Genomic DNA, 18,940 nt, shown 5'->3' on the forward strand with positions numbered 1-18,940 from the left:
AGATTGAGTCTGGTATTTAGGTTTTACAAAGTCAAAAGGTCTGGAAAATTAAGATCTGGCGTGGTTGTGTAAATAAAATGTTACACAATCAACTGTTTAAAAAAAACGTTCAAATTGGCGCTTGGAGGGAGGGGATATAGGCTTAAGGTAGGATATTTGAAAGGAGGAATAGAATGACTCGATATCATTCTAAGCCTGTGAGCAAAGAGGGATGGGTAAACTGGAGCATCGAAGAAGATACTATTTGGCACGACTTAGTAAAGAGGCAGCAGGACGTCATTGTTGACCGCGCTTGTGAAGCCTATTTACATGGTTTGAAGCTACTCGATTTGCCTTTGGACAGGGTTCCTCAACTTCCAGAGATTAATAAAGTTCTCTATGAAACAACAGGTTGGCAGGTAGAACCCGTCCCAGCTTTGATTGACTTTGATCGTTTCTTTGATCTGCTTGCCAATAAACGCTTTCCAGTTGCTACGTTCCTGAGATCAAGAGATGAATTCGATTATCTACAGGAGCCTGATTTTTTTCATGAGATATTTGGTCACTGTGCAATGCTCACGAACTCAGACTTTGCGGCGTTTACCGAGCATTATGGAAAGCTTGGTCAAGCAGCGACTTCCAAACAACGTGGTTACCTGGCCCGTCTGTATTGGTTTACGGTTGAGTTCGGTTTAGTAAAAGAAGGCGAAAAGTTGAAAATTTATGGTGGTGGCATTTTGTCATCTCCAGCGGAAACCATTTATGCCCTAGAAGGGGATATGGCTGTTCGTGAGGAGTTTAATTTACACACTGTATTACGAACCCCTTATCGCATCGACATCATGCAACCCAAGTATTTTGTGATTAATGAGATGGCTGAACTTTTCAAAATTAGTCAAGAAAACCTGTTGCACCAAACAGATCTCGCTATAGAGGCGGGGCTACTACCACCACTTTTTGAACCCAAGGAGCCCACACATGCTGAGTGAACAGAAATGCGAAGCTTGCAGTATCGACGCTGTCGCCCTAAACAAAGGTGAAAGGGATACACTATTGTTGGAGTTGTCGGACTGGCATATCATCGAAAGAGAGGGCATTCCACAGCTTGAGAAGGTGTATAAATTTAAGAACTACAAACAGGCGTGGGCGTTCAGCAATAAGGTGTCGGAGCTGGCAGAAGATGAGTTTCACCATCCATCGATTCTACTGGAGTGGGGCAAGGTAACTGTTACTTGGTGGAGCCATTCGATAAAAGGGCTCCACAAGAATGATTTTATCTGTGCTTCAAGCTGTGATGGATTTGTTGAAAACGAGTGACACTTTCCAATAGAAAGGTGTTTTAACCAGCTGTGAGTTTGCGAATGTGCAGACTCACTTTAATCATCAGTTTGCTCAAACTCTTCGAAAGCAAACTTGATTTCTTCGCTAGAATAGCCACGTTGATTAAGGTGACCATAGGCTTTTGATTTATCACTGTAATCTGAGGTATCGAGACGTTTCTTATTAACGTAAACTGCTAGGTAGTCCTTACAGCGCTCAAAGAAATCAATTTCATCGTTTCTTGCCAGTTCATCCGCAATTTTTTCTATATTACTCACGTCGACTTTCTTGGCTTGTAACGCTGCTTTGATCGCTCTTAGGCCTTTGTTCTTTCGCTCCCCTTTTTTTATTTCAGCAGCGACGTCAGTCTTTTCCGCTTTGATTTCCATCTTGGTTTTGAGGTTTGAATAGTCATGGTGCTCTTTAATGGCATACTCGACATCTTCATGCTTAAAACCACGTTTGGTTAGCACGCGGACGAGCGTTTCTTTTGAAGTCTTTTCAAACGATGAATAGTAGCTTTGAATGTAGTTGGTCACGATTTCACGTTCATCAATGCCCTTTTCTTTTTGATAGGCTGCGAGCTCTTCAAGAATGATCTTCTTGGGGATCAGTTTTTTAATGAGGACATCGTAAACACGACCAGCGCCATAATCGCCAAAGTAAGATTGTTCGATATATTGCTGTGTGAATTGCTGATCGGTTTTTAGGTCACCGATATTCTTAAGGCGCTGAATGGCTTCTGCAATCCACTCTTGGTTGTCAGTTTTTCGCTCAAGCCTGACTCGCATTTCAGCTTCGGTTAAGAAGAACGCTTTATCGCTCTCGTACATGTGCCAAGTCGCACTTCGATGAACACCTTCTACCGATGTGGCTTGAGGCAGCTTGCGTTGTTTTGGTTTGTAATCATCATCGAAGAAGTCAGGCATTTTTAGTTAGTGTCCAGGTGGGGTAATTAACAATAAGGTGGAAAAAGAAAGCAGCTTGTTGTAAAGCTGCTTTCTTAATTTGGAAGTGAGTTATTTACAGGTAACGTGAGCGAAGGTGTTCTTGGAAGAACTGGGCGTTAAGTACATCACCAGTTGCTTGCTTCACAAGTTCGTCAGTCGTTAGTAAGCTACCTTTACTCCAGATATTATCACCTAGCCAGTTGAAGATAGGAGATAGATCACCGCTTTGAATTGCACTCTCAACATTAACGGTTTGCTTCATCGCCGCCATAAACTGCGCCGCATACATTGCGCCAAGAGTATATGAAGGGAAGTAACCGAATGCGCCATCCGTCCAGTGGATATCTTGCATACAGCCGTTCGTGAAGTTACCTTGAGTTGATAGACCAAGATATTCTTGCATCTTCGCGTCCCAAAGTTCAGGAACATCGGTGTGTTTGATCTTGCCGTTGATCAGATCTCGCTCGATTTCGTAGCGAAGGATAACGTGAGCAGGGTAGGTAAGCTCATCAGCATCAACGCGGATGAAGTCTTTCTTAACACGTGTATAAATCTTTTTGAAGTTTTCTGGTGCAAACTCATCACCGCTGAACTGCTGACCCGCCAGGTTAGCAAGGTGCTTGATAAAGCCATCACTTCGACCAACTTGCATTTCAAAGAATAGAGATTGAGACTCGTGAATACCCATTGAACGAGCTTCACCAGCGGGTGTACCTGCAAGGTTTTTCGGTAGACCTTGTTCGTAGCGCGCATGACCCGTTTCATGGACGATGCCCATTAGGCTTTGAACAAATTCAGATTCGTCATAACGAGTCGTTATACGGACGTCCGACGGCACTCCGCCACAGAACGGGTGAACACTTTCATCAAGACGACCATGTTCAAAATCAAACTGAAGCAATTTCATTACTTCAAGTCCTAGCGCTTTTTGCTTCTCTCTTGGGTAGTGGCTTTGCGGGAGGATAATGGATTCTGATGATTGCTTTTCAATTACTTGGTCAATAAGCGAAGGTAACCAAGCTTTTACATCATTGAACACAACATCCAGAGATTCTGAAGTGGTACCTGGTTCGTAGAGGCTAAGCATTGCATCATAAGGCGAAGTACCTGCTGCTTCTGCGCGAATTAGGGCCTCTTCTTGAGAAAGCCTAACGACTTCAGCCCAGTTCTTTTCAAAGCCAATCCAATCGTTTTTACCACGCTGAGTGCGCCATGCGTGTTCGCATTTTGAGCCTGCTAGTGATTTTGCTTGGACGAGGTCTTCTGGTAATACATTTGCTTGCTGCCATTGGCGCTTGAGTTCACGTAGGCTTGCCGATTCTTGAATGGTTAGGTTTTCTTGCTCTGCTTGTTCAAACCACTCGCCGAGTTGTGGCTGTGTCATTAGGTTATGAATATGAACAGACAGTTCGGCCATTGCTTGTGAACGGGCTTCGTTGCCACCTGATGGCATCATGGATGCTTGGTCCCAGCCACAGATTGCAGCAAGGTGTTGGTAATGCGAGGTTTTTTGGGAGTGTTCTACTAGTTTTTTATACGCACTCATTGTACGACTCTCTTTCCATGAAATAAAAAGAGAGTGTATCAATGCTCGTGCAGCAAACCAAATCTTGAAGTTATAATCGAGTGATTATTCTTCGATAAGTTTGACCGGCCAGCCATAGCCTGTATATTCGTCTTGAAGTCGCTCTGCAACGTCTTTACTTACCGTTGCAGAAACCCAATCACCTATACCCATAACTTGATATTTAATGGTTACAAATTTCATATGAAGCTCTCATTGTTTTATATGCAATGCGGGTAATTTATAAGATTTATGTTGTTAAAAATTGCTCAAAAGGCTCAAAAGCTTTTCTATTTTGAATGGCATACTTTTTAACGGCAGTTCAAATTGGATAAGAAAATGGAATTTTCGCTACTTAACTTCGAAGCTTTTTTGATTGCGATTACGATCTTGACCCTAACACCGGGGCTTGATACTGCATTGGTGCTCAGAAACACCAGTCGGGGCGGTGCGGTTGATGGTTGGATTACAAGCTTGGGTGTGTGCTTTGGGTTGTTTGTTCACGCGACTTTATCTGCCATTGGTGTCTCGGCGATTCTGCTTCAGTCAGCTGAGCTATTTCAGACGATGAAAATGATTGGGGCGGCGTACTTAATATGGTTAGGTATTCAGAGCTTACGTTCTTGTTGGAAAGCGGAGTTTTCCGTTGACGTCACTTCTGAGCAAGGAAATCAGTTATCTACGCTGCGTTCTTTACGTGAAGGGTTTCTTTCAAATGTACTTAATCCGAAAACAGCCGTCTTTTATCTCGCATTTTTGCCACAGTTTATCGACCCTCAGGGTTCAACATTTGTGCAATCTTTAATATTGGCATCTATCCATTTTGTTCTTGCAATGATTTGGCAAGGCTGCTTAGCCTCAACGTTGAGTAAGGCTCAAAAAGTCCTGAGTAGTCCTCGTTTTATGAAGGCAATGGAGGGTCTTACAGGTTGCGTATTAATGGTATTAGGAATGAAATTATTACTTGAAGATACAGATTTACAGAGTTGATTGCAGGTTCTAGCTGTACGCCGATCATTAAGGAATTAAACGGGCAAAATATGCCCGTTTTTGTGTAAAAGATTTAAGTCACCTAGATTAGAGCAGTACGAGCTTTCGCTGAGATCCATTCAGATATAACGACGGTGACGAGTATTGAACAGAAAATGACAGTAACTTGAGGCCAAGCAAGAATAGACATTGACTCTTGTAGCTTTAAGCCAATTCCTCCAGCGCCTACGAGCCCTAATACAGTCGACTCACGGATGTTAATATCCCAACGAAATAGGCTGGTACCAATGAAACTCGGTAATATCTGAGGCAATACACCATAACTCAATACTTGGAGTTCTGACGCCCCTGTTGCCCGAATTGCAGCTACTTGGGTTTCGTTCACCTCTTCAATCGCTTCATACACTAGCTTTGAAACAAAGCCTATAGAACGCAATGCAATTGCAATGATGCCGGCTAGCAGACCAGGTCCCATTATCGCAACTAACAATAGAGCCCAGATTAACGAGTTGATTGATCGACTTGAAGCTATGATAAGAAGAGCAATTGGGCGAGCGAACTTTTGGCTTGGTGTTGTGTTCCGAGCGGCTAAAAATGCAATTGGAAAAGCAATACATACCCCCAACGCTGTGCCTAACGTCGCGATGTTGATGGTGTCCCAAAGGGGAACCCACAATTGCTCTAGATAACTCCAACGAGGAGGCCACATACGTGATGAAATATCTGAAAATTGGTTTGGTGCATCGATAACGAAGAACCACATTGTTTCTTCATTCATAACCTGCCAACAAAAAACCGTTAGGGCAACAAAGACAAACCAAAGAATGAAGTGCTGCAACGATTCTTTCTGTGTATATCTATTCCACTGGGTCGAATTAAGAGTGCTCATTATCGGATACGCTTTCTGATTTGTGTTGAAGTGAACTCTGCCATCATGACAATTGCGATGATGATCATTAGGATAGCTGCGGCCGCGCTGTATTCGTAACGGTCCATTGCGGTATTGAGCGTTGCCCCGATACCACCCGCACCAACGATACCGATCACTGCAGATTCTCGGAAATTGATATCGAAGCGATACAAACAAAGACCAATGATTCTTGGCATAACTTGAGGTTGAACTGCATAGTTCACTTGTTGTATCCAACTTGCTCCGGCAGCTTTCATCGCAGTGAGTGGGGCAGGGTCAAGCGCTTCAATCTCATCGGCAAACAGCTTAGCTAAAAAGCCTATGGTCGCGATGGTTAGTGTGACAAAGCCTGCGAACGTACCGAAACCAAATAATGCGACACATAAAATAGCAATAATAATTTCTTGGAGACTGCGAGCGACAGCGACGAAACTTCGGCAGAAGTAATACACTGGCTTTGGTGCAAGGTTTTTCGCAGCACCTAGCCCAAATGGTATGGAGAGAAGGATGCCCGCAACTGTTGAAGTCATCGTCATGGTTAAACTCTCAACCAAGCCTTGAGAGATGTTGTTCCATCGCCCAGTAAAGTCAGGGCTCATAAAGGCAAGAATAAAGGCTAACCCACGCTCTGACCCTTCGTAGATACGTGTCCAATTGATTTCAATTGATTGAGTCGCAGCGTACAAATAGATAGCTGCAATCAGCCAAATGCCGTTTCTTATCCATGTGTTATGGATAAGTGGTGGTTTTTTCCATGCTGTAGGGTAGTGAGTCATTATGCAAACTCCAACTCTAACCCTGAAATTTGGTCTGCTTCGTTAGTCGTAGCATTCCAATCTTCTTCACCATAAATGGTGGTTAATGCGCATTCATCTAGTTCATTTGGAGTGCCATCAAATACGACTTCACCGGCTTTCAAACCTATAATTCGGTCTACAAATTGAGTTGCTAGGTTTACGTCATGGATATTGATGATTGCTGGGAGTTGATGCTCATAGCATACTTCCGTAATCAATCTCATGATTTGGCGGGCAGTTTTAGGGTCTAGCGCGGCTGTCGGTTCGTCAATTAATAATAGAGATGGCTGCTGAGCTAGCGCACGAGCTATACCTACTCGTTGTCGTTGGCCACCAGATAAGGCATCGGCTCGTTTGTTTGCATGTTGATACAGCCCAACACGATCAAGTAACGCATAGGCATTTTGAATATCGTGCCCTTGGTATTTTCTCAGGAAACTACGCCAGAAAGGTACATATCCCAATCGCCCTGATAACACATTTTCCATCACGGTGAGACGCTCGATTAAGGCGTATTCTTGGAAGATCATACCTATTTCGCGACGTGCCTGTTTTAATTGACTTTTAGGGAGCTGAGTTAGGTCAGTCTTTTTGAATAGTACTTCCCCTGATGTTGGTTCAGTCAGGCGATTGATGCATCGAATTAGGGTTGATTTACCAGCACCTGAAGGACCAATAAGTCCTACGACTTCACCTGATTGAATGGACAAATTGACGTCTGTAAGCGCCTTATCTGTTTTGGAATAGTGCTTGGTTAAGCCTTTAAGTGTCAGCGTAGACATGTGATACCTTGGAAATGAGAAAGAGAATAAAAGCTAAGGAGTAACGATGAGTTACTCCTTATTGAACGTAGAAAGTGTTTACCAATCAGTACATTAGCTACACGAATAAGAAACGTTATTCGCAGTATCGATTGTACGGATCACTTCCCAATGTTCTTGGTAGGTAATTGGAATGAATTGAGATTCACCGTTTCGCTCAAATTCTTCTTTAAGCTTCGTACCTTCCCAATCGAAGCTAAAGAACGCGTCTTTGATCTTATCTTGAAGTTCTGGATGCAGGTTGTGAGCAATACCGTAAGCCGTTGTTGGGAAAGTTTGCGATTTATAGATTGATTGGATTGAATCTGCATTGACGACATCACGTGACAGCATGCGGTTCAACACTGAGTTAGCAACAGCGGCTGCATCATAATCTTTGTGCGCAACACCTAGGATTGAGTTGTCGTGTGCACCTGAAAACGCAGGTGTGAAATCCACATCTGGTTTGAGGCTGTATTCAGCGTCTAGGATCGCTGACGGGGCCTTGAAACCTGAGTTAGACGTTTGAGAAGTGAAAGCAAGTTGCTTCCCCTTTAGTTCTTCAACACTGTTAATACCTGACTCTGGGTGAGTGATGATTTCCATCTCGTAGCCAAACGAACCATCTTCCGCAGCCATGATTGTAAACGGATTGAATCCCGCACAGTTCACAGCAAGTGGAGTTGAACCTGTATTAAAACCGGCAATATGCAATCGACCAGAACGCATAGCTTCAATTTGGGCTGCATTGTTTTGCACTGGGAAGAATCGAACGTTCTTACCTGTGGTCTCTTCCATGTGTGTTAGGAACTCGCTCCACACGTCTGCGTAAACCGCTGGGTCTTCAACAGGGGTATAAGCGAAGACTAGAGTTGATGGATCATTCCACTCAGACTCTGACGCCGGTAGATCGGCGACTAAGTTACCCGAGCGATCTTCATAGCGCGCATCCATAGCGACAGTGTTGAATGACATGATTAGCGCAGCTGCGACGGTAGATTTGATAAGTTTCATCTTGATACTCATTTAGATTTACTGAAAAGTTGCGCATAAATTAATGTTGTCATGTGACAGTTTGGCCCCATCAAGATGACGGAAACAAGACAGCAAGTAACAGGATATTTCTTGTGGTACGGATTATTTGAGCTTGAAAACAAAAACACCCTCGTGTTTCTAGAACAACGAGGGTGTCATTTTTAGTGCTTACTAACGCTTGTTATTGAGTAGCCGTAGTTGCTAATTTGTCTGTACGAAACGAGTTAAAGAATGATTGTGTTTCTTGAGCAACGACTTGGCGAAGAGCAATCAAACCAATCAGGTTGGGAATAGTCATTAGACCGTTAACGATATCGGCTATTACCCAAATGGTATCGAGTTGAAGGAACGCACCTGAAAGTACCAAACCAAGGAAAACAATTTTGTACGGTAGGACTGCTTTAGTACCAAATAAAAATACGACGCAGCGTTCACCGTAATAGTTCCAACCAAGAATCGTGGTGAAAGCAAAGAAGATAAGACCAACAGATACCATGAGTGGACCTAGGGTTTCTGAATTTAATCCAGTCGCAAACGCTTGTGTTGTCATTGCTGCGCCAGCCAAGTCTCCTTGCCACGCTCCCGTTAAGATGAGCGTCAAGCCGGTCATGGTACAGATGATAATCGTGTCAAAAAAGGTGCCTGTCATTGAGATAAGACCTTGTTTTACACACGAGTCTGTTTTCGCAGCTGCAGCCGCCATTGGTGCGCTACCAAGACCTGATTCATTCGAGAACACACCACGAGCGATACCAGACTGAATCGCCAGCATGATGCTTGCACCCAAGAAACCACCTGTTGCTGCGGCTTGGCTAAATGCAGAAGTGATAACGAGTTGGATTGCGTCCAGTAGTTTGTCTGAATTTAGAACCAATACGCTCATACAAGCGATGATATAAAGCAGAGCCATGGTTGGTACGACTTTACCTGCCACTTTTGCGATTGATTGGATGCCGCCTAGTGTTACGAATGCAACCAGTATTGTTAGAACGATAGCGCTGGTAATGCGTGGAACGCCAAATGATAGCTCGGTTGCATCTAAGATGGCATTAACTTGCGGAAAGGTACCGATACCAAAGCAAGCAACACCAAGCGCAAAGACTGCGAACATGATAGCAAGTGCTTTAGAGCCCACACCGTATTGCAAGTAGTACATAGGTCCGCCAACCATTTGACCGTTAGCATCAGTCTTACGGTATTTAACGGCCAGCAAGCATTCAGCATACTTCGTGGCCATGCCAAATAACGCAGCAAGCCACATCCAAAATAGCGCACCAGGACCACCAAGCTTGATGGCCGTAGCAACACCAACGATGTTACCTGTACCGATTGTTGCAGACAAAGCTGTACACAGCGCAGCGAACGAAGATACGTCTCCCGTGCCTGATTCAGACTTTTTAAAGATGAGTTTTAGCGCCGCTGGTAGATGGACAAACTGAATAAGCCCGAGGCGGAAAGTGAAATAGATACCAGTACCAACAAGCAAAATAAGAAGCGGTGGACCCCAAACGAAGTTGTCGATAGTAACGAGAGTAGAATGTAAGTTTTGCATGATTCCCCTTAATAAATACTGCAATCAAGGAGAAGAGTGAAAGCGATCCAATAGGTCTATGACCCAAAGATCGATCTGAGATTTGTATTCAGGTTTTACTATTCACTCCTCTGTCCTTTTGCCTGAGAGTTTGACCCACAACATGGTGCTGTGGGCTTGCTCCTTCGGCGGCCGCTTGCTACAAAAAGTAGTGCGACTCTCTCCAGAGGTTCCTCCAACTGCTGTCCTCACCAGAAACATCTGGCACCTGAAATAATTAATTCTTCGGTGGATTTCTCTCAATTGAGTAGAGAAATCTCTCTCCAACAGTCTTCATCGGAACAATTACACTTAAAGTGTGTAAAAGTTGGTCTATTCAACGGTGTTGTTGCGTAGACGTGTGAACTTTATCATGTTTTTTTAAAGCTTCAACTTGATATTCATCAATTAGAAGAATTTAATTCACGAAAATTTGGCATTTCTAAGTGAGTTAACCGCGGCGAAAAATGGTATAACTATAAGATATTAGGGATGTTAGGAGTAAGATATGGTTAGGCTTATCGCGATTGGATTGCTTGTAGCAGTTGCTGTTTTACTTATTCGCTATCGAACCAACGAAAAAATTCAAAAAGGTGTCGTAATTGGCGTGGTTTCCGCATTTTTGCTTTATACCGCCTCACTTATGATCACTGAGCTTATGAGATGATGAAATTTGGAGTTATACGTTGAACTCACCTCAAGATAATGATCAAGATGAAGTTGTTGTTGTAGAACAGCGAGACAAATTCACTCTAGCCTATATTGCCCTCGCTGCTGTAATTGGCTTAGCTGGTGGCGGTTTAATTGGATCAACAATTACTGAGTCGAAATGGCAGAATCGTTATGAAGTGTTGGAGTCAAAGCTCAAGCAATCAAATCAGCAGCAAGAACAACTAACGGTTCAGGTTGAAGAGAAAGTAACGACGATTGAAGATCAAGTCGCATCGCGTGTGGAAGAAGCGCTCGAAAAAGAACGCGCGGAACATGAACTGCAACTCAAAGACGTGAACAAACAAGTTACTGCTCTAGAGAAGGCCAATATTGATTTAGAACAGCGCATTGCTGAGCAGGACACTCAAATCATTCAAGCGTCTGCAGATAACGATAAGCTTGTCCAGCAAGCAGACATGCAGGCGAGTATGTTTGAGCGTTCAAGAGAGATCTTCCAGCGAGAATTTAAGATTAAATATGAGCTTGAGGCGCTGCGTACTGAGCGAGACGAGTTGAGGCCAAAGATCAGCCAACTCAAAAAAGACTGTGATGTTTTTCTCTCTGGCAAATCTTGGGACGCGAAAACCGATGCGTGTGATAAGCAAGATGAAGCGCAGTCACGTATCACACATATTGATCAGATGATTCAGGTTCATTTGTTAGACCTTAAACAGATTGAGCAACTTGCCGAAGATATCGGTATGTAATGATTAACCAATAAAACGAAAGACGGACGCTGTATAGCGTCCGTCTTTCGTTGAGAATGGTCTTTAACTTAATATGATGATGATGGTGCCGGCAAGCGTCATCAAGATATTGGCGATGGCGTAGGTACCTGCATAGCCCAATGCAGGGATCGTTGAGCGAGCGTATTCGTTGACGATGTCCATCGCAGGAGCACAGGTTCTCGCACCAATGATGGCACCGAATAGCAGTGCTCGGTTCATTTTTAAGATATAAGCACCAACAAAATAAGCGATGAATACTGGAACCACACTGACAAAGAATGCGAGCCCGATAACTTGTAAACCGGTTTGAGTTAGGTGTTCAAAAATCTTACCACCTGCGCTTAACCCGATACCGACCATAAAGAACATCAAACCAAGGTCCTTGACCATGTTTAAGGCGCCCTGCGGTACGTAGCCGAAAGTAGGGTGGTTAGCTCGCAAAAAGCCTAGCATGATTCCTGAAAGCAGTAAGCCCACCGCATTACCCAAGCCAAACGACACTTGACCGAAAGTCATGGTAATCAGACCTAACACGATACCTATGATGAAGAAGCTACAGAATGCCAACAAATCCGCCATTTGGCTGTGGATTGAGATAAAACCGATTTTCTCCGCTAGACCGTGCACACGGCTTTTCTCACCACTGATTTGCAATACGTCACCTTTGGCTAGAACGATGTCGAGATCCATAGGCATTTCGATCTGTGCACGTACTACGCGGTTAAGGAAACAACCAAATTCAGAGAGATTTAAATCTGATAGGCGTTTACCGGCAATAGCATCACTCTTAACAACGATTTCTTCTTCAACAATGCGCAAATCCAGAAGATTTCGGTCAAATACTTCTTTACCGTTACGGAAGCTAGGGTCAAGACGAGCGTGGCTATCTGGGAAACCAACGAGTGCAATTTCATCACCCTCCTGCAAAATCGCATCACCATCAGGGTGCGCCAAAATACCGTTACGTCGGATTCGTTCGATGTAACAACCCGTTTGGCGGTAGATGCCCAACTCGCGAAGGTTCTTGCCATCTGTCCAATCAATCAGTTCTTGTCCTACACGGTAGGCACGAATGATGGGTAAGTATACTTTACGCTGTGATTTGCTACCCAAGCCTCGTTCTTGAGCAATCTGCTCTGCAAGGTCGTGAAGGCTTTGTTTTTGTAGCTTTGGTAGTAACTTAGCGAATACGATCATGCTGATTAAGCCAATCAGATACGCCATTGCGTAACCAACCGAGAGGTCTTCTAGTACAAGTGACAAGTCAGCATTGCGAGGTAGTGTTGATAGTCCAGATAGCAACGCATCTTGAGCACCGACAAGAACCGGTGTTGATGTCAGTGCTCCGGCCATCATACCTGCAGATAACCCTAAATTAAGTCCAAACCAATGACTACCGAAGTAGCTGAAAGCTAGAGCGGTACTCAGTACCACGAGAGCCAAAATAAAGTAGTGCTTACCATCTCGAAAGAAGATACCAAAGAAATTCGGGCCAGCTTCAATACCGACACAATAGATGAACAGCATGAAGCCGATGGTGAGCGCTTCTGCGTTAAAAGTAAAACCAAGGTGGCCCATGACAAGGGCGGTGATAAGAACACCAATTGAGTTACCGAGTTGCATACTACCAAAGCGCAGTTTGCCGATAGTCAAGCCAATAGCTAAGACGAAGAAAATTAAGAGAATAGGGTTTTGTTCTAACAGTAAAACGACATCAATGTTCACAGCGTGCTCTGTTTTTGGAGTGTCAAGTGTAATGGTGCAAAAGTGTGTGGATTGTAACTAAATATAGTCGAAAGAGAAGTGAATTTTTTATAATTTAATCATTACTTTTTATAAGGTTTAGATGAGCTTATCTTAAGGTAAAAAAAAGCTCGCGATTAAGCGAGCTTGGACAATCGAGAATACGCCAAATATTAGTCGAAAAGACCTAGGTTTTCTTTCGCGTATGCTTCAAATTCAGTACAACCACCGATGTGCTCTTGGTCGATGAAGATTTGTGGAACCGTTTCTACTGGTTTACCAACCGTCTTCTCAAGATCAGCTTTGCTGATGCCTTCAGCGTGGATGTCTACGTAACGGAAGTTAAAATCGTCGCGCTTCTCTTTTAGTGTTTCTGCGTGCTCTTTTGCACGAACACAGAAAGGACAACCTGGGCGACCAAAGATAACTACAAACATTCTAATTTCTCCTAATTTATCGTAGAGCACTGAACTATTTAGTGTGTGCTCTTACTTTGTTGCTACCCACTATGCCTTATCATGTGATGAAAATAAAGATGGAATTACCTTTTAGGCTGATAGGTTTTTCCTATCAAACCTTTAACTGAATAAAACCTAATCGTTTTTCTCAGGCTTGAGGGAAACTTGTTCAAAGACAATACTATATGTGATGACTCTCTAATAATTCCCGCGCGAGTAAAGCCTATGTTGCATAAGTTGTACTAGGTCAAACACTAAACTCGTAGAAAAGAGCAAGCTATAAGCAGTTGATTAAGAAAGGATGCGATATGTTTCAGTTCATGACATCTGCACGAATCATTTTTGGAGAGGGCGCGCTAAACTCTTCTTTATCAGTCCTAAATCAGTTTGGATACAGTGTATTACTGGTTTCAGGGAAAGATTCCGAACGTGCAAAACCCATTCTCAATTATCTCCACAGTCAGTCAATGCGATATCAGCATGTCGCGATTGGTGGTGAGCCCAATATCACCATGGTAGAAGAAGCTGCAGTTATAGCTCGCAAATTCAAGCCAGATATGGTGGTCGCGATCGGTGGCGGTAGCGTGCTTGATATGGGCAAGGCGCTTGCTGCTGTCATCCCAAACCAAGGTAGTTTGTATGACTATGTTGAAGTGGTTGGGCGTAATGTACCATTGAAAACTAAACCTGTACCTTGTATCGCGATTCCTACCACGGCCAGCACCGGTGCCGAAGTAACAAAAAATGCAGTGCTAAAATCGGGTCAAGACAAGGTGAAAGTGAGCTTGCGCAGCCCGGATATGCTGCCAGACGTTGCGATAGTCGATCCCACCTTAACTTATGGTACCAATCAATATCGATCTGGACGTGGTGCGATGGATGCCTTTACACATCTGATGGAAGCCTATGTGTGTGGAGACCCTAACCCAATTACCGACATGGTTTGTGAAGAGGGTTTACGTCGTATTGCCGCATCGATACTTCCTGCTTGTAAGCAAGATGATTATAAAGCGCGCGCAGACATTTCTTTCGCAGCGATGTTAGGCGGGATGGCGATCACCAATGCCAAACTTGGCGCAGCACATGGTTTAGCATCAGCGCTGGGTGGCAAGATTAACGCTCCACACAGTGTTATCACTGCTCGTCTGGCGCCTTATGTCATGAATGAAAACATTCGTGCGGCAAGAGAAGCTGGAAGAAGCGATATTCTGAGTCGTTACAGAAAAATAGCGGTGTTACTTTCTGGAAAAGAGACGGCTGCTGAAAGTGATTCGGTCGATTGGGTGAATAAAACACTCGACAAGTTGGCGTTACCGCGCCTCTCACAGTTTGGTGTATGTAAAACGGAGTTTGATGATGTCGCGAAAGATGCAATGAAGTCTGTGGCGATAAAAGGAAACCCAATCCCGCTAACTGAAGAGCGCTTAACTCATATACTTGGACAAGTGTGTCAGTGTCACACAACGGATGAGCAAGCCCACTCAGTCTCTGAAGCAAGAGTTGAAATTCGACATGATGAGGAAGAAGAAGCTTAGTTATCTCTTAATTCTGTAATACAAATACAACAAAAGGGAGCAAATGCTCCCTTTGTTTATGATTCACGTAACCCTAGTAGCTTGACAGTTTGTCGTAGCGTGAGTCTTTTAGTGCGTCCTTCACTCGACGTAGGTTTTCTCTAAAGCCAGTACCACGGCGAAGAGTAAAGCCAGTCGCTAGAACGTCGATCACTGTCATCTGAACAACACGGCTTGCCATTGGCATATACACGTCAGTGTCTTCAGGAACATCTAGGGAGATAGACAGTGAGCTAGCTCGGTCAAGCGGTGAATCTTTTGCTGTGATAGCAATAACTGTTGCACCGTTCTCACGACCTAGGTTTGCGATCTCAACTAAGCTTTTTGTACGGCCTGTGTGTGAAATCAGCACGATAACATCGTTATCTGTGCAGTTAATGCAGCTCATACGTTGCATTACTATATCTTCGAAACACGTAATTGGAATGTTGAAGCGAATGAACTTGTTTTGCGCATCTTTTGCTACAGAAGAGGAGGCACCTAATCCGAAGAAAGATATACGTTTTGCTTGTGTTAATAGGTCAACCGCTCGGTTCACTTGCATAGAATCTAGGCTGTTCTTTGCAACATCTAGACATGCCATCGTTGATTCGAAGATTTTGTGCGTATAAGCATCTGGACCATCGTCTTCTTCAACATTGCGATTAACATAAGGTGTACCATTAGCAAGGCTCTGTGCTAAGTGAAGCTTGAAGTCTGGGAAGCCCTTGGTGTCAAGACGACGACAAAAACGGTTAACTGTCGGTTCACTGACGTCAGCCATCTTCGCTAAAGTAGCAATGCTAGAATGAATGGCTGTCTGGGGAGAGGCCATAATAACTTCAGCAACCTTGCGTTCAGACTTACTGAAGTTCTCTAAATTATTCTGGATTTTTTCAAGTATATTCATAGTGTTCACAAGCTTCAAAGGAACAGCTACTGGCTCTATTAGTAACTATCAACGTTATTAGTGTAATGGTGTGCTGATAGTGCCAGCTCCAATGCCCTGATTATAAACCTAAGCAAGCCACCATTTGTAATAAAAGCCGCTATAAATCCGAAACAAATCATAAGAATATGACAAGCCTCAAACAAAATTTCAGTTTGGTAACGGAAATAATAGCAGAAGCCCCGTTAAATACGTGCTTCTGAGCGAAATTTGGTGTCGAACTTACAGCTTTAAGAAATAAATTTTCAGAAATAGGCGTAGAACTATTCAGCAAGCGCTTCGTCTACTACGGTTTGAATCGCATTGATAAGGCTGTGGTTCGCCAACGCAATTTCACGCTGTTCAACGAGAATATTTGCCAAAATATCATAAGAAGTGAGTGGGTTAGCCAACACGACACGGAAAACAATGGTGTTTTCATAATAGTACTGGGCAGGGTTCAGTCGTGTACGAGACACGAATGATTTGCCCGTTTCGCGTTGGCGCTTTTGAACATACTTAGTCAAGTCGTTTAATAAGCGATAGAGCTTGGCACGTTGGCGCTCATTAGCATGGTGTAGAGCAAGCTTCACTTGCTTTGGCACATAACGATAGGTGAGGAGACAAAGCTCTGGCTCACTCACTAGCTCAAAATCATCTTGTTGCTTGATAAGATCAGCAAAGCGCTTCGCTTTATCGATACTCTGGTCGATCAACATCTCGTAACCAGGACGGCTAATAATCTGCATACTTGAATAAACTAACATCGCCATACCAGAGCGAGAGCCTTCTAGCGTATGGATACCAAGATCTTTTGACCCCTTACGAATAATGTACTCCGCATGATGCTCAATGGCGCTCATTGCTGATGGGTCTTTGAAGAGCACCATACCAGCACCCATTGGGATATAGAGTTGCTTATGTGCGTCAATAGTAACGGAATCTGCGCGTTCGATTCCTTTAAGCAGCTGACGGTGATTGTTCGACATTAGCGTCGCGCCACCCCAGGCGGCATCAACATGAAAGTGACACTGTTCTTTCTCACAAATGTTAGCAATGTCTTCCAATGGGTCGATATTGCCGGTTTCTGTTGTGCCTGCGACACCAATAACAGCAAAGGGTTTGATTCCTTGTGTTTTTAGGTTGTCGATCTTGCTTTGAAGGTCCTTACAGCAGATACGATTGTTTTCATCGGTTTTTACCGCTACAAGGCTAGATTGGCCAATACCAAGTACGTTTGCTGCCTTCTTAAGAGAATAGTGGCCGCGCTCAGACACAAGAATCGCTAATCCTTTGTAGCCGTAGTGCATCATAGCTGGGAATAGGCCTTCTTGCTCAACTCCTGGGAAATCGCCTTCTGCCTTCAAACAGTTATTACGAGCAACCCATAACGCTGTGATGTTGGCAATTGTGCCACCAGAGCAGAACGCACCAAGTGAATGATTTGAGCTGTGCATCCACTTAGCATAGAAATCGTCTTGTTCACCATAGATGAGTCGATGAAGCATGCCGAGTACTTGACGCTCTAGAGGCGTGAACGCCTTAGATGTTTCTATTTTGACCAAGTTTTGGTTAAGCGCAATCATGATCTTGGACAGAGGCATTAGGAAATAAGGCAGCGCCGAAGTCATATGCCCAATAAAGCTTGGTGCAGAGGTATGAACTGAGTGAGCAACCAAGGTATCGAGAAGGTGTTCAGTATGCTCAGAAACAAATGTGGCTTGTTCTGGAATGGTTGCAGTAGAAAAGTCTTTCTCTATTTCGTGAAGCGGCTTTTCTTCAGCAACAATATGTTCACGTAAAAACTGATTTAGGTTCTGTGATAGCTTCGCTTCAATTTGAGTCAGCGTTGAATCTGGACCTTCAGGCACGGTAAAAATTCGAAGTAGACTCTCGAAGTTAACGTCCGCTGTTTTTTGTGCTGTAAACATATTAAATAATTTGAATATTTGTTGTTGCTTTTGATAGCCGCTCAATCTAAACGAAAACGGGAACAATGTCCCGTCTTTATTGTGCAAAGCCAGTTTTCATTAATGACAATGGTGAAAAACCAAACTCATACCAAGGTATTAGCTGTTTTTTAGCGACTAGTTACAATCGATAGCTTCTAGCTGAGCAATTGAATCATTGTAGCGACTTAGGGCTTTGTCAATCTGTTTAGGGTGGCTGAGCAAATCAGCAAAGGCAGAACGTAGTTCGTAGTTTTGATTGTGAGGTTTGGTCTGGCGGTCCTGGAAAGTCGTGCTCGCAACTTTCCCCAGCTCGTCATCACGTTGAGCAAGTTCTTTGATATCACTCTGTTCGAGTTTAAGCCATGCCTCAACAGGTTGCTCAGTAGCGACCTTACTTGTGTCTTTGTTTAAGTAATAATGAACCGCAGCACGGTTTAATTCGAAGTGGTTGATGCGCCCTTGCAAGAACCATTGACTTACTTCTTCGAGCTCAGGATATTGTTCTGTGGTGAGTTCTGTAAGGTCTTTGTACCAGTTTAGCGATGCATCGATATATGCATCATACTTTCCAGCATAACATTGCGTTCCTTTCACTTCTGCCGTTGAGTCAGCTGCAAAGCTTGCTGGAGAAAGCGCGAACAGAGCAGCAGTTAGGGCCAAATATTTCATACTTCTTCCTTTTAGAGATTAGGGTCTGTTGACCTTTCGCGGTTAAATTTTGTTCGAGATAAAATCGTTTTAGGCGCGGCAAGGAGTCTGTAGCCTAGTCACTCTAAGCAAATACTTCTTAACAAAGCATAAAACGATTTTAGCCGAACCCTTCGGGCAGCGTTTGTGCTTCATTTCTACTGCGTTACCGGCTTCTCATGTAGGCCAGCTACACATCAAAGCCTCTGCCTTGTATAAATTTCCCACAAACTGCTGCAAAAATCAGCTCGAAAGGTCAATAGAC

At 43.7% G+C, this 18,940-nt stretch carries 19 protein-coding genes and 1 riboswitch; of the genes, 6 read left to right on the top strand and 13 right to left on the bottom strand.

The window, feature by feature from the left end; translation table 11 throughout:
- Positions 1 to 173: 173 nt before the first annotated feature.
- Positions 174 to 968 (top strand): phenylalanine 4-monooxygenase, encoded by a 795-nt coding sequence (phhA, locus tag DPF91_RS15615; protein ID WP_117235376.1) that lies wholly within the window; start codon positions 174 to 176, stop codon positions 966 to 968.
- Positions 958 to 1,296, top strand: coding sequence for a 4a-hydroxytetrahydrobiopterin dehydratase (locus DPF91_RS15620; protein WP_117235377.1), 339 nt, complete (start codon positions 958 to 960; stop codon positions 1,294 to 1,296). The genes phhA and DPF91_RS15620 overlap by 11 nt, the downstream gene beginning before the upstream one ends.
- A gap of 59 nt (positions 1,297 to 1,355) precedes the next feature.
- On the opposite strand, the gene DPF91_RS15625 is transcribed toward DPF91_RS15620, so the two are convergent.
- From DPF91_RS15625 to DPF91_RS22120, 3 genes are all read right to left on the bottom strand, one after another.
- On the bottom strand, positions 1,356 to 2,228 hold the full coding sequence (locus tag DPF91_RS15625; RefSeq protein ID WP_117235378.1) for a regulatory protein RecX: 873 nt from the start codon (positions 2,226 to 2,228) through the stop codon (positions 1,356 to 1,358).
- A gap of 94 nt (positions 2,229 to 2,322) precedes the next feature.
- Complete coding sequence (locus DPF91_RS15630) at positions 2,323 to 3,795, bottom strand: carboxypeptidase M32 (RefSeq protein WP_117235379.1); 1,473 nt, start codon at positions 3,793 to 3,795, stop codon at positions 2,323 to 2,325.
- 84 nt (positions 3,796 to 3,879) lie between these two features.
- Positions 3,880 to 4,017, bottom strand: a complete 138-nt coding sequence (locus DPF91_RS22120; RefSeq protein ID WP_164684209.1) for a hypothetical protein — start codon at positions 4,015 to 4,017, stop codon at positions 3,880 to 3,882.
- 135 nt (positions 4,018 to 4,152) lie between these two features.
- Here DPF91_RS22120 and DPF91_RS15635 point away from each other — a divergent pair, with 135 nt between their 5' ends.
- Positions 4,153 to 4,803: a LysE family translocator gene (locus DPF91_RS15635; protein ID WP_117235380.1), complete on the top strand. Its 651-nt coding sequence runs from the start codon at positions 4,153 to 4,155 to the stop codon at positions 4,801 to 4,803.
- An 82-nt stretch (positions 4,804 to 4,885) separates the two neighbouring features.
- Here DPF91_RS15635 and phnE (DPF91_RS15640) read toward each other — a convergent pair whose 3' ends face one another.
- From phnE (DPF91_RS15640) to DPF91_RS15660, 5 genes are all read right to left on the bottom strand, one after another.
- Complete coding sequence (gene phnE, locus DPF91_RS15640) at positions 4,886 to 5,692, bottom strand: phosphonate ABC transporter, permease protein PhnE (RefSeq protein ID WP_117235381.1); 807 nt, start codon at positions 5,690 to 5,692, stop codon at positions 4,886 to 4,888.
- Positions 5,692 to 6,489, bottom strand: a complete 798-nt coding sequence (gene phnE / locus DPF91_RS15645) for a phosphonate ABC transporter, permease protein PhnE (protein ID WP_420855608.1) — start codon at positions 6,487 to 6,489, stop codon at positions 5,692 to 5,694. The genes phnE (DPF91_RS15640) and phnE (DPF91_RS15645) overlap by 1 nt, the downstream gene beginning before the upstream one ends.
- Positions 6,489 to 7,292 (bottom strand): phosphonate ABC transporter ATP-binding protein, encoded by an 804-nt coding sequence (gene phnC / locus DPF91_RS15650; protein WP_117235383.1) that lies wholly within the window; start codon positions 7,290 to 7,292, stop codon positions 6,489 to 6,491. Before phnC ends, phnE (DPF91_RS15645) begins: the two co-directional genes overlap by 1 nt.
- A 93-nt stretch (positions 7,293 to 7,385) precedes the next feature.
- Positions 7,386 to 8,324 (bottom strand): phosphate/phosphite/phosphonate ABC transporter substrate-binding protein, encoded by a 939-nt coding sequence (gene phnD / locus DPF91_RS15655; RefSeq protein ID WP_117235384.1) that lies wholly within the window; start codon positions 8,322 to 8,324, stop codon positions 7,386 to 7,388.
- Positions 8,325 to 8,526: 202 nt separating this feature from the next.
- The gene (locus DPF91_RS15660; protein WP_117235385.1) at positions 8,527 to 9,897 is read right to left on the bottom strand and encodes an alanine/glycine:cation symporter family protein; all 1,371 of its coding nucleotides are present in this window, start codon (positions 9,895 to 9,897) and stop codon (positions 8,527 to 8,529) included.
- A 100-nt stretch (positions 9,898 to 9,997) separates the two neighbouring features.
- Positions 9,998 to 10,113, bottom strand: a riboswitch (glycine riboswitch).
- A gap of 310 nt (positions 10,114 to 10,423) precedes the next feature.
- On the opposite strand from DPF91_RS15660, the gene DPF91_RS22125 reads away from it, so the two are divergent.
- A complete protein-coding gene (locus DPF91_RS22125; protein ID WP_164684211.1) occupies positions 10,424 to 10,582 on the top strand; it encodes a hypothetical protein in 159 nt (52 codons plus the stop codon).
- A 19-nt stretch (positions 10,583 to 10,601) separates the two neighbouring features.
- Complete coding sequence (locus DPF91_RS15665; RefSeq protein ID WP_117235386.1) at positions 10,602 to 11,333, top strand: chromosome partitioning protein ParA; 732 nt, start codon at positions 10,602 to 10,604, stop codon at positions 11,331 to 11,333.
- Positions 11,334 to 11,396: 63 nt separating this feature from the next.
- Here DPF91_RS15665 and DPF91_RS15670 read toward each other — a convergent pair whose 3' ends face one another.
- Both DPF91_RS15670 and DPF91_RS15675 read right to left on the bottom strand, forming a co-directional pair.
- Positions 11,397 to 13,079, bottom strand: a complete 1,683-nt coding sequence (locus DPF91_RS15670) for an aspartate:alanine antiporter (RefSeq protein WP_117235387.1) — start codon at positions 13,077 to 13,079, stop codon at positions 11,397 to 11,399.
- Between the two features lie 191 nt (positions 13,080 to 13,270).
- Positions 13,271 to 13,534, bottom strand: coding sequence for a GrxA family glutaredoxin (locus DPF91_RS15675; protein WP_117235388.1), 264 nt, complete (start codon positions 13,532 to 13,534; stop codon positions 13,271 to 13,273).
- 329 nt (positions 13,535 to 13,863) lie between these two features.
- Between DPF91_RS15675 and DPF91_RS15680 the strand changes: the two genes are divergently transcribed.
- Entirely contained in the window at positions 13,864 to 15,090 is a 1,227-nt protein-coding gene (locus DPF91_RS15680; protein WP_117235389.1) for an iron-containing alcohol dehydrogenase, read from the top strand.
- Positions 15,091 to 15,163: 73 nt separating this feature from the next.
- On the opposite strand, the gene DPF91_RS15685 is transcribed toward DPF91_RS15680, so the two are convergent.
- The 3 genes from DPF91_RS15685 to DPF91_RS15695 all read right to left on the bottom strand — a co-directional run bounded on the left by DPF91_RS15685 (position 15,164) and on the right by DPF91_RS15695 (position 18,657).
- Complete coding sequence (locus DPF91_RS15685; RefSeq protein ID WP_117235390.1) at positions 15,164 to 16,018, bottom strand: MurR/RpiR family transcriptional regulator; 855 nt, start codon at positions 16,016 to 16,018, stop codon at positions 15,164 to 15,166.
- Positions 16,019 to 16,320: 302 nt separating this feature from the next.
- Positions 16,321 to 17,967 carry a pyridoxal-dependent aspartate 1-decarboxylase PanP gene (gene panP, locus DPF91_RS15690; RefSeq protein WP_117235391.1) on the bottom strand — a complete coding sequence of 549 codons (1,647 nt, stop codon included), beginning with the start codon at positions 17,965 to 17,967 and terminating at the stop codon, positions 16,321 to 16,323.
- A 156-nt stretch (positions 17,968 to 18,123) separates the two neighbouring features.
- Complete coding sequence (locus DPF91_RS15695; protein ID WP_117235392.1) at positions 18,124 to 18,657, bottom strand: hypothetical protein; 534 nt, start codon at positions 18,655 to 18,657, stop codon at positions 18,124 to 18,126.
- Positions 18,658 to 18,940 lie beyond the last annotated feature (283 nt).

Source organism: Vibrio maerlii (assembly GCF_003415655.1).
Lineage (GTDB): Bacteria > Pseudomonadota > Gammaproteobacteria > Enterobacterales > Vibrionaceae > Vibrio > Vibrio maerlii.

Excerpts from the sequence above, each read along its gene's own strand:
- phnE (WP_420855608.1), bottom strand. The coding sequence starts at position 6,489 with ATGACTCACTACCCTACAGCATGGAAAAAACCACCACTTATCCATAAC.
- phnD (WP_117235384.1), bottom strand. The coding sequence starts at position 8,324 with ATGAAACTTATCAAATCTACCGTCGCAGCTGCGCTAATCATGTCATTC.
- DPF91_RS15660 (WP_117235385.1), bottom strand. The coding sequence starts at position 9,897 with ATGCAAAACTTACATTCTACTCTCGTTACTATCGACAACTTCGTTTGG.
- DPF91_RS15675 (WP_117235388.1), bottom strand. The coding sequence starts at position 13,534 with ATGTTTGTAGTTATCTTTGGTCGCCCAGGTTGTCCTTTCTGTGTTCGT.
- DPF91_RS15625 (WP_117235378.1), bottom strand. The coding sequence starts at position 2,228 with ATGCCTGACTTCTTCGATGATGATTACAAACCAAAACAACGCAAGCTG.
- DPF91_RS22125 (WP_164684211.1), top strand. The coding sequence starts at position 10,424 with ATGGTTAGGCTTATCGCGATTGGATTGCTTGTAGCAGTTGCTGTTTTA.
- DPF91_RS15685 (WP_117235390.1), bottom strand. The coding sequence starts at position 16,018 with ATGAATATACTTGAAAAAATCCAGAATAATTTAGAGAACTTCAGTAAG.
- phhA (WP_117235376.1), top strand. The coding sequence starts at position 174 with ATGACTCGATATCATTCTAAGCCTGTGAGCAAAGAGGGATGGGTAAAC.
- DPF91_RS15620 (WP_117235377.1), top strand. The coding sequence starts at position 958 with ATGCTGAGTGAACAGAAATGCGAAGCTTGCAGTATCGACGCTGTCGCC.
- DPF91_RS15695 (WP_117235392.1), bottom strand. The coding sequence starts at position 18,657 with ATGAAATATTTGGCCCTAACTGCTGCTCTGTTCGCGCTTTCTCCAGCA.
- DPF91_RS22120 (WP_164684209.1), bottom strand. The coding sequence starts at position 4,017 with ATGAAATTTGTAACCATTAAATATCAAGTTATGGGTATAGGTGATTGG.
- panP (WP_117235391.1), bottom strand. The coding sequence starts at position 17,967 with ATGTTTACAGCACAAAAAACAGCGGACGTTAACTTCGAGAGTCTACTT.
- DPF91_RS15630 (WP_117235379.1), bottom strand. The coding sequence starts at position 3,795 with ATGAGTGCGTATAAAAAACTAGTAGAACACTCCCAAAAAACCTCGCAT.
- phnE (WP_117235381.1), bottom strand. The coding sequence starts at position 5,692 with ATGAGCACTCTTAATTCGACCCAGTGGAATAGATATACACAGAAAGAA.
- phnC (WP_117235383.1), bottom strand. The coding sequence starts at position 7,292 with ATGTCTACGCTGACACTTAAAGGCTTAACCAAGCACTATTCCAAAACA.
- DPF91_RS15680 (WP_117235389.1), top strand. The coding sequence starts at position 13,864 with ATGTTTCAGTTCATGACATCTGCACGAATCATTTTTGGAGAGGGCGCG.
- DPF91_RS15635 (WP_117235380.1), top strand. The coding sequence starts at position 4,153 with ATGGAATTTTCGCTACTTAACTTCGAAGCTTTTTTGATTGCGATTACG.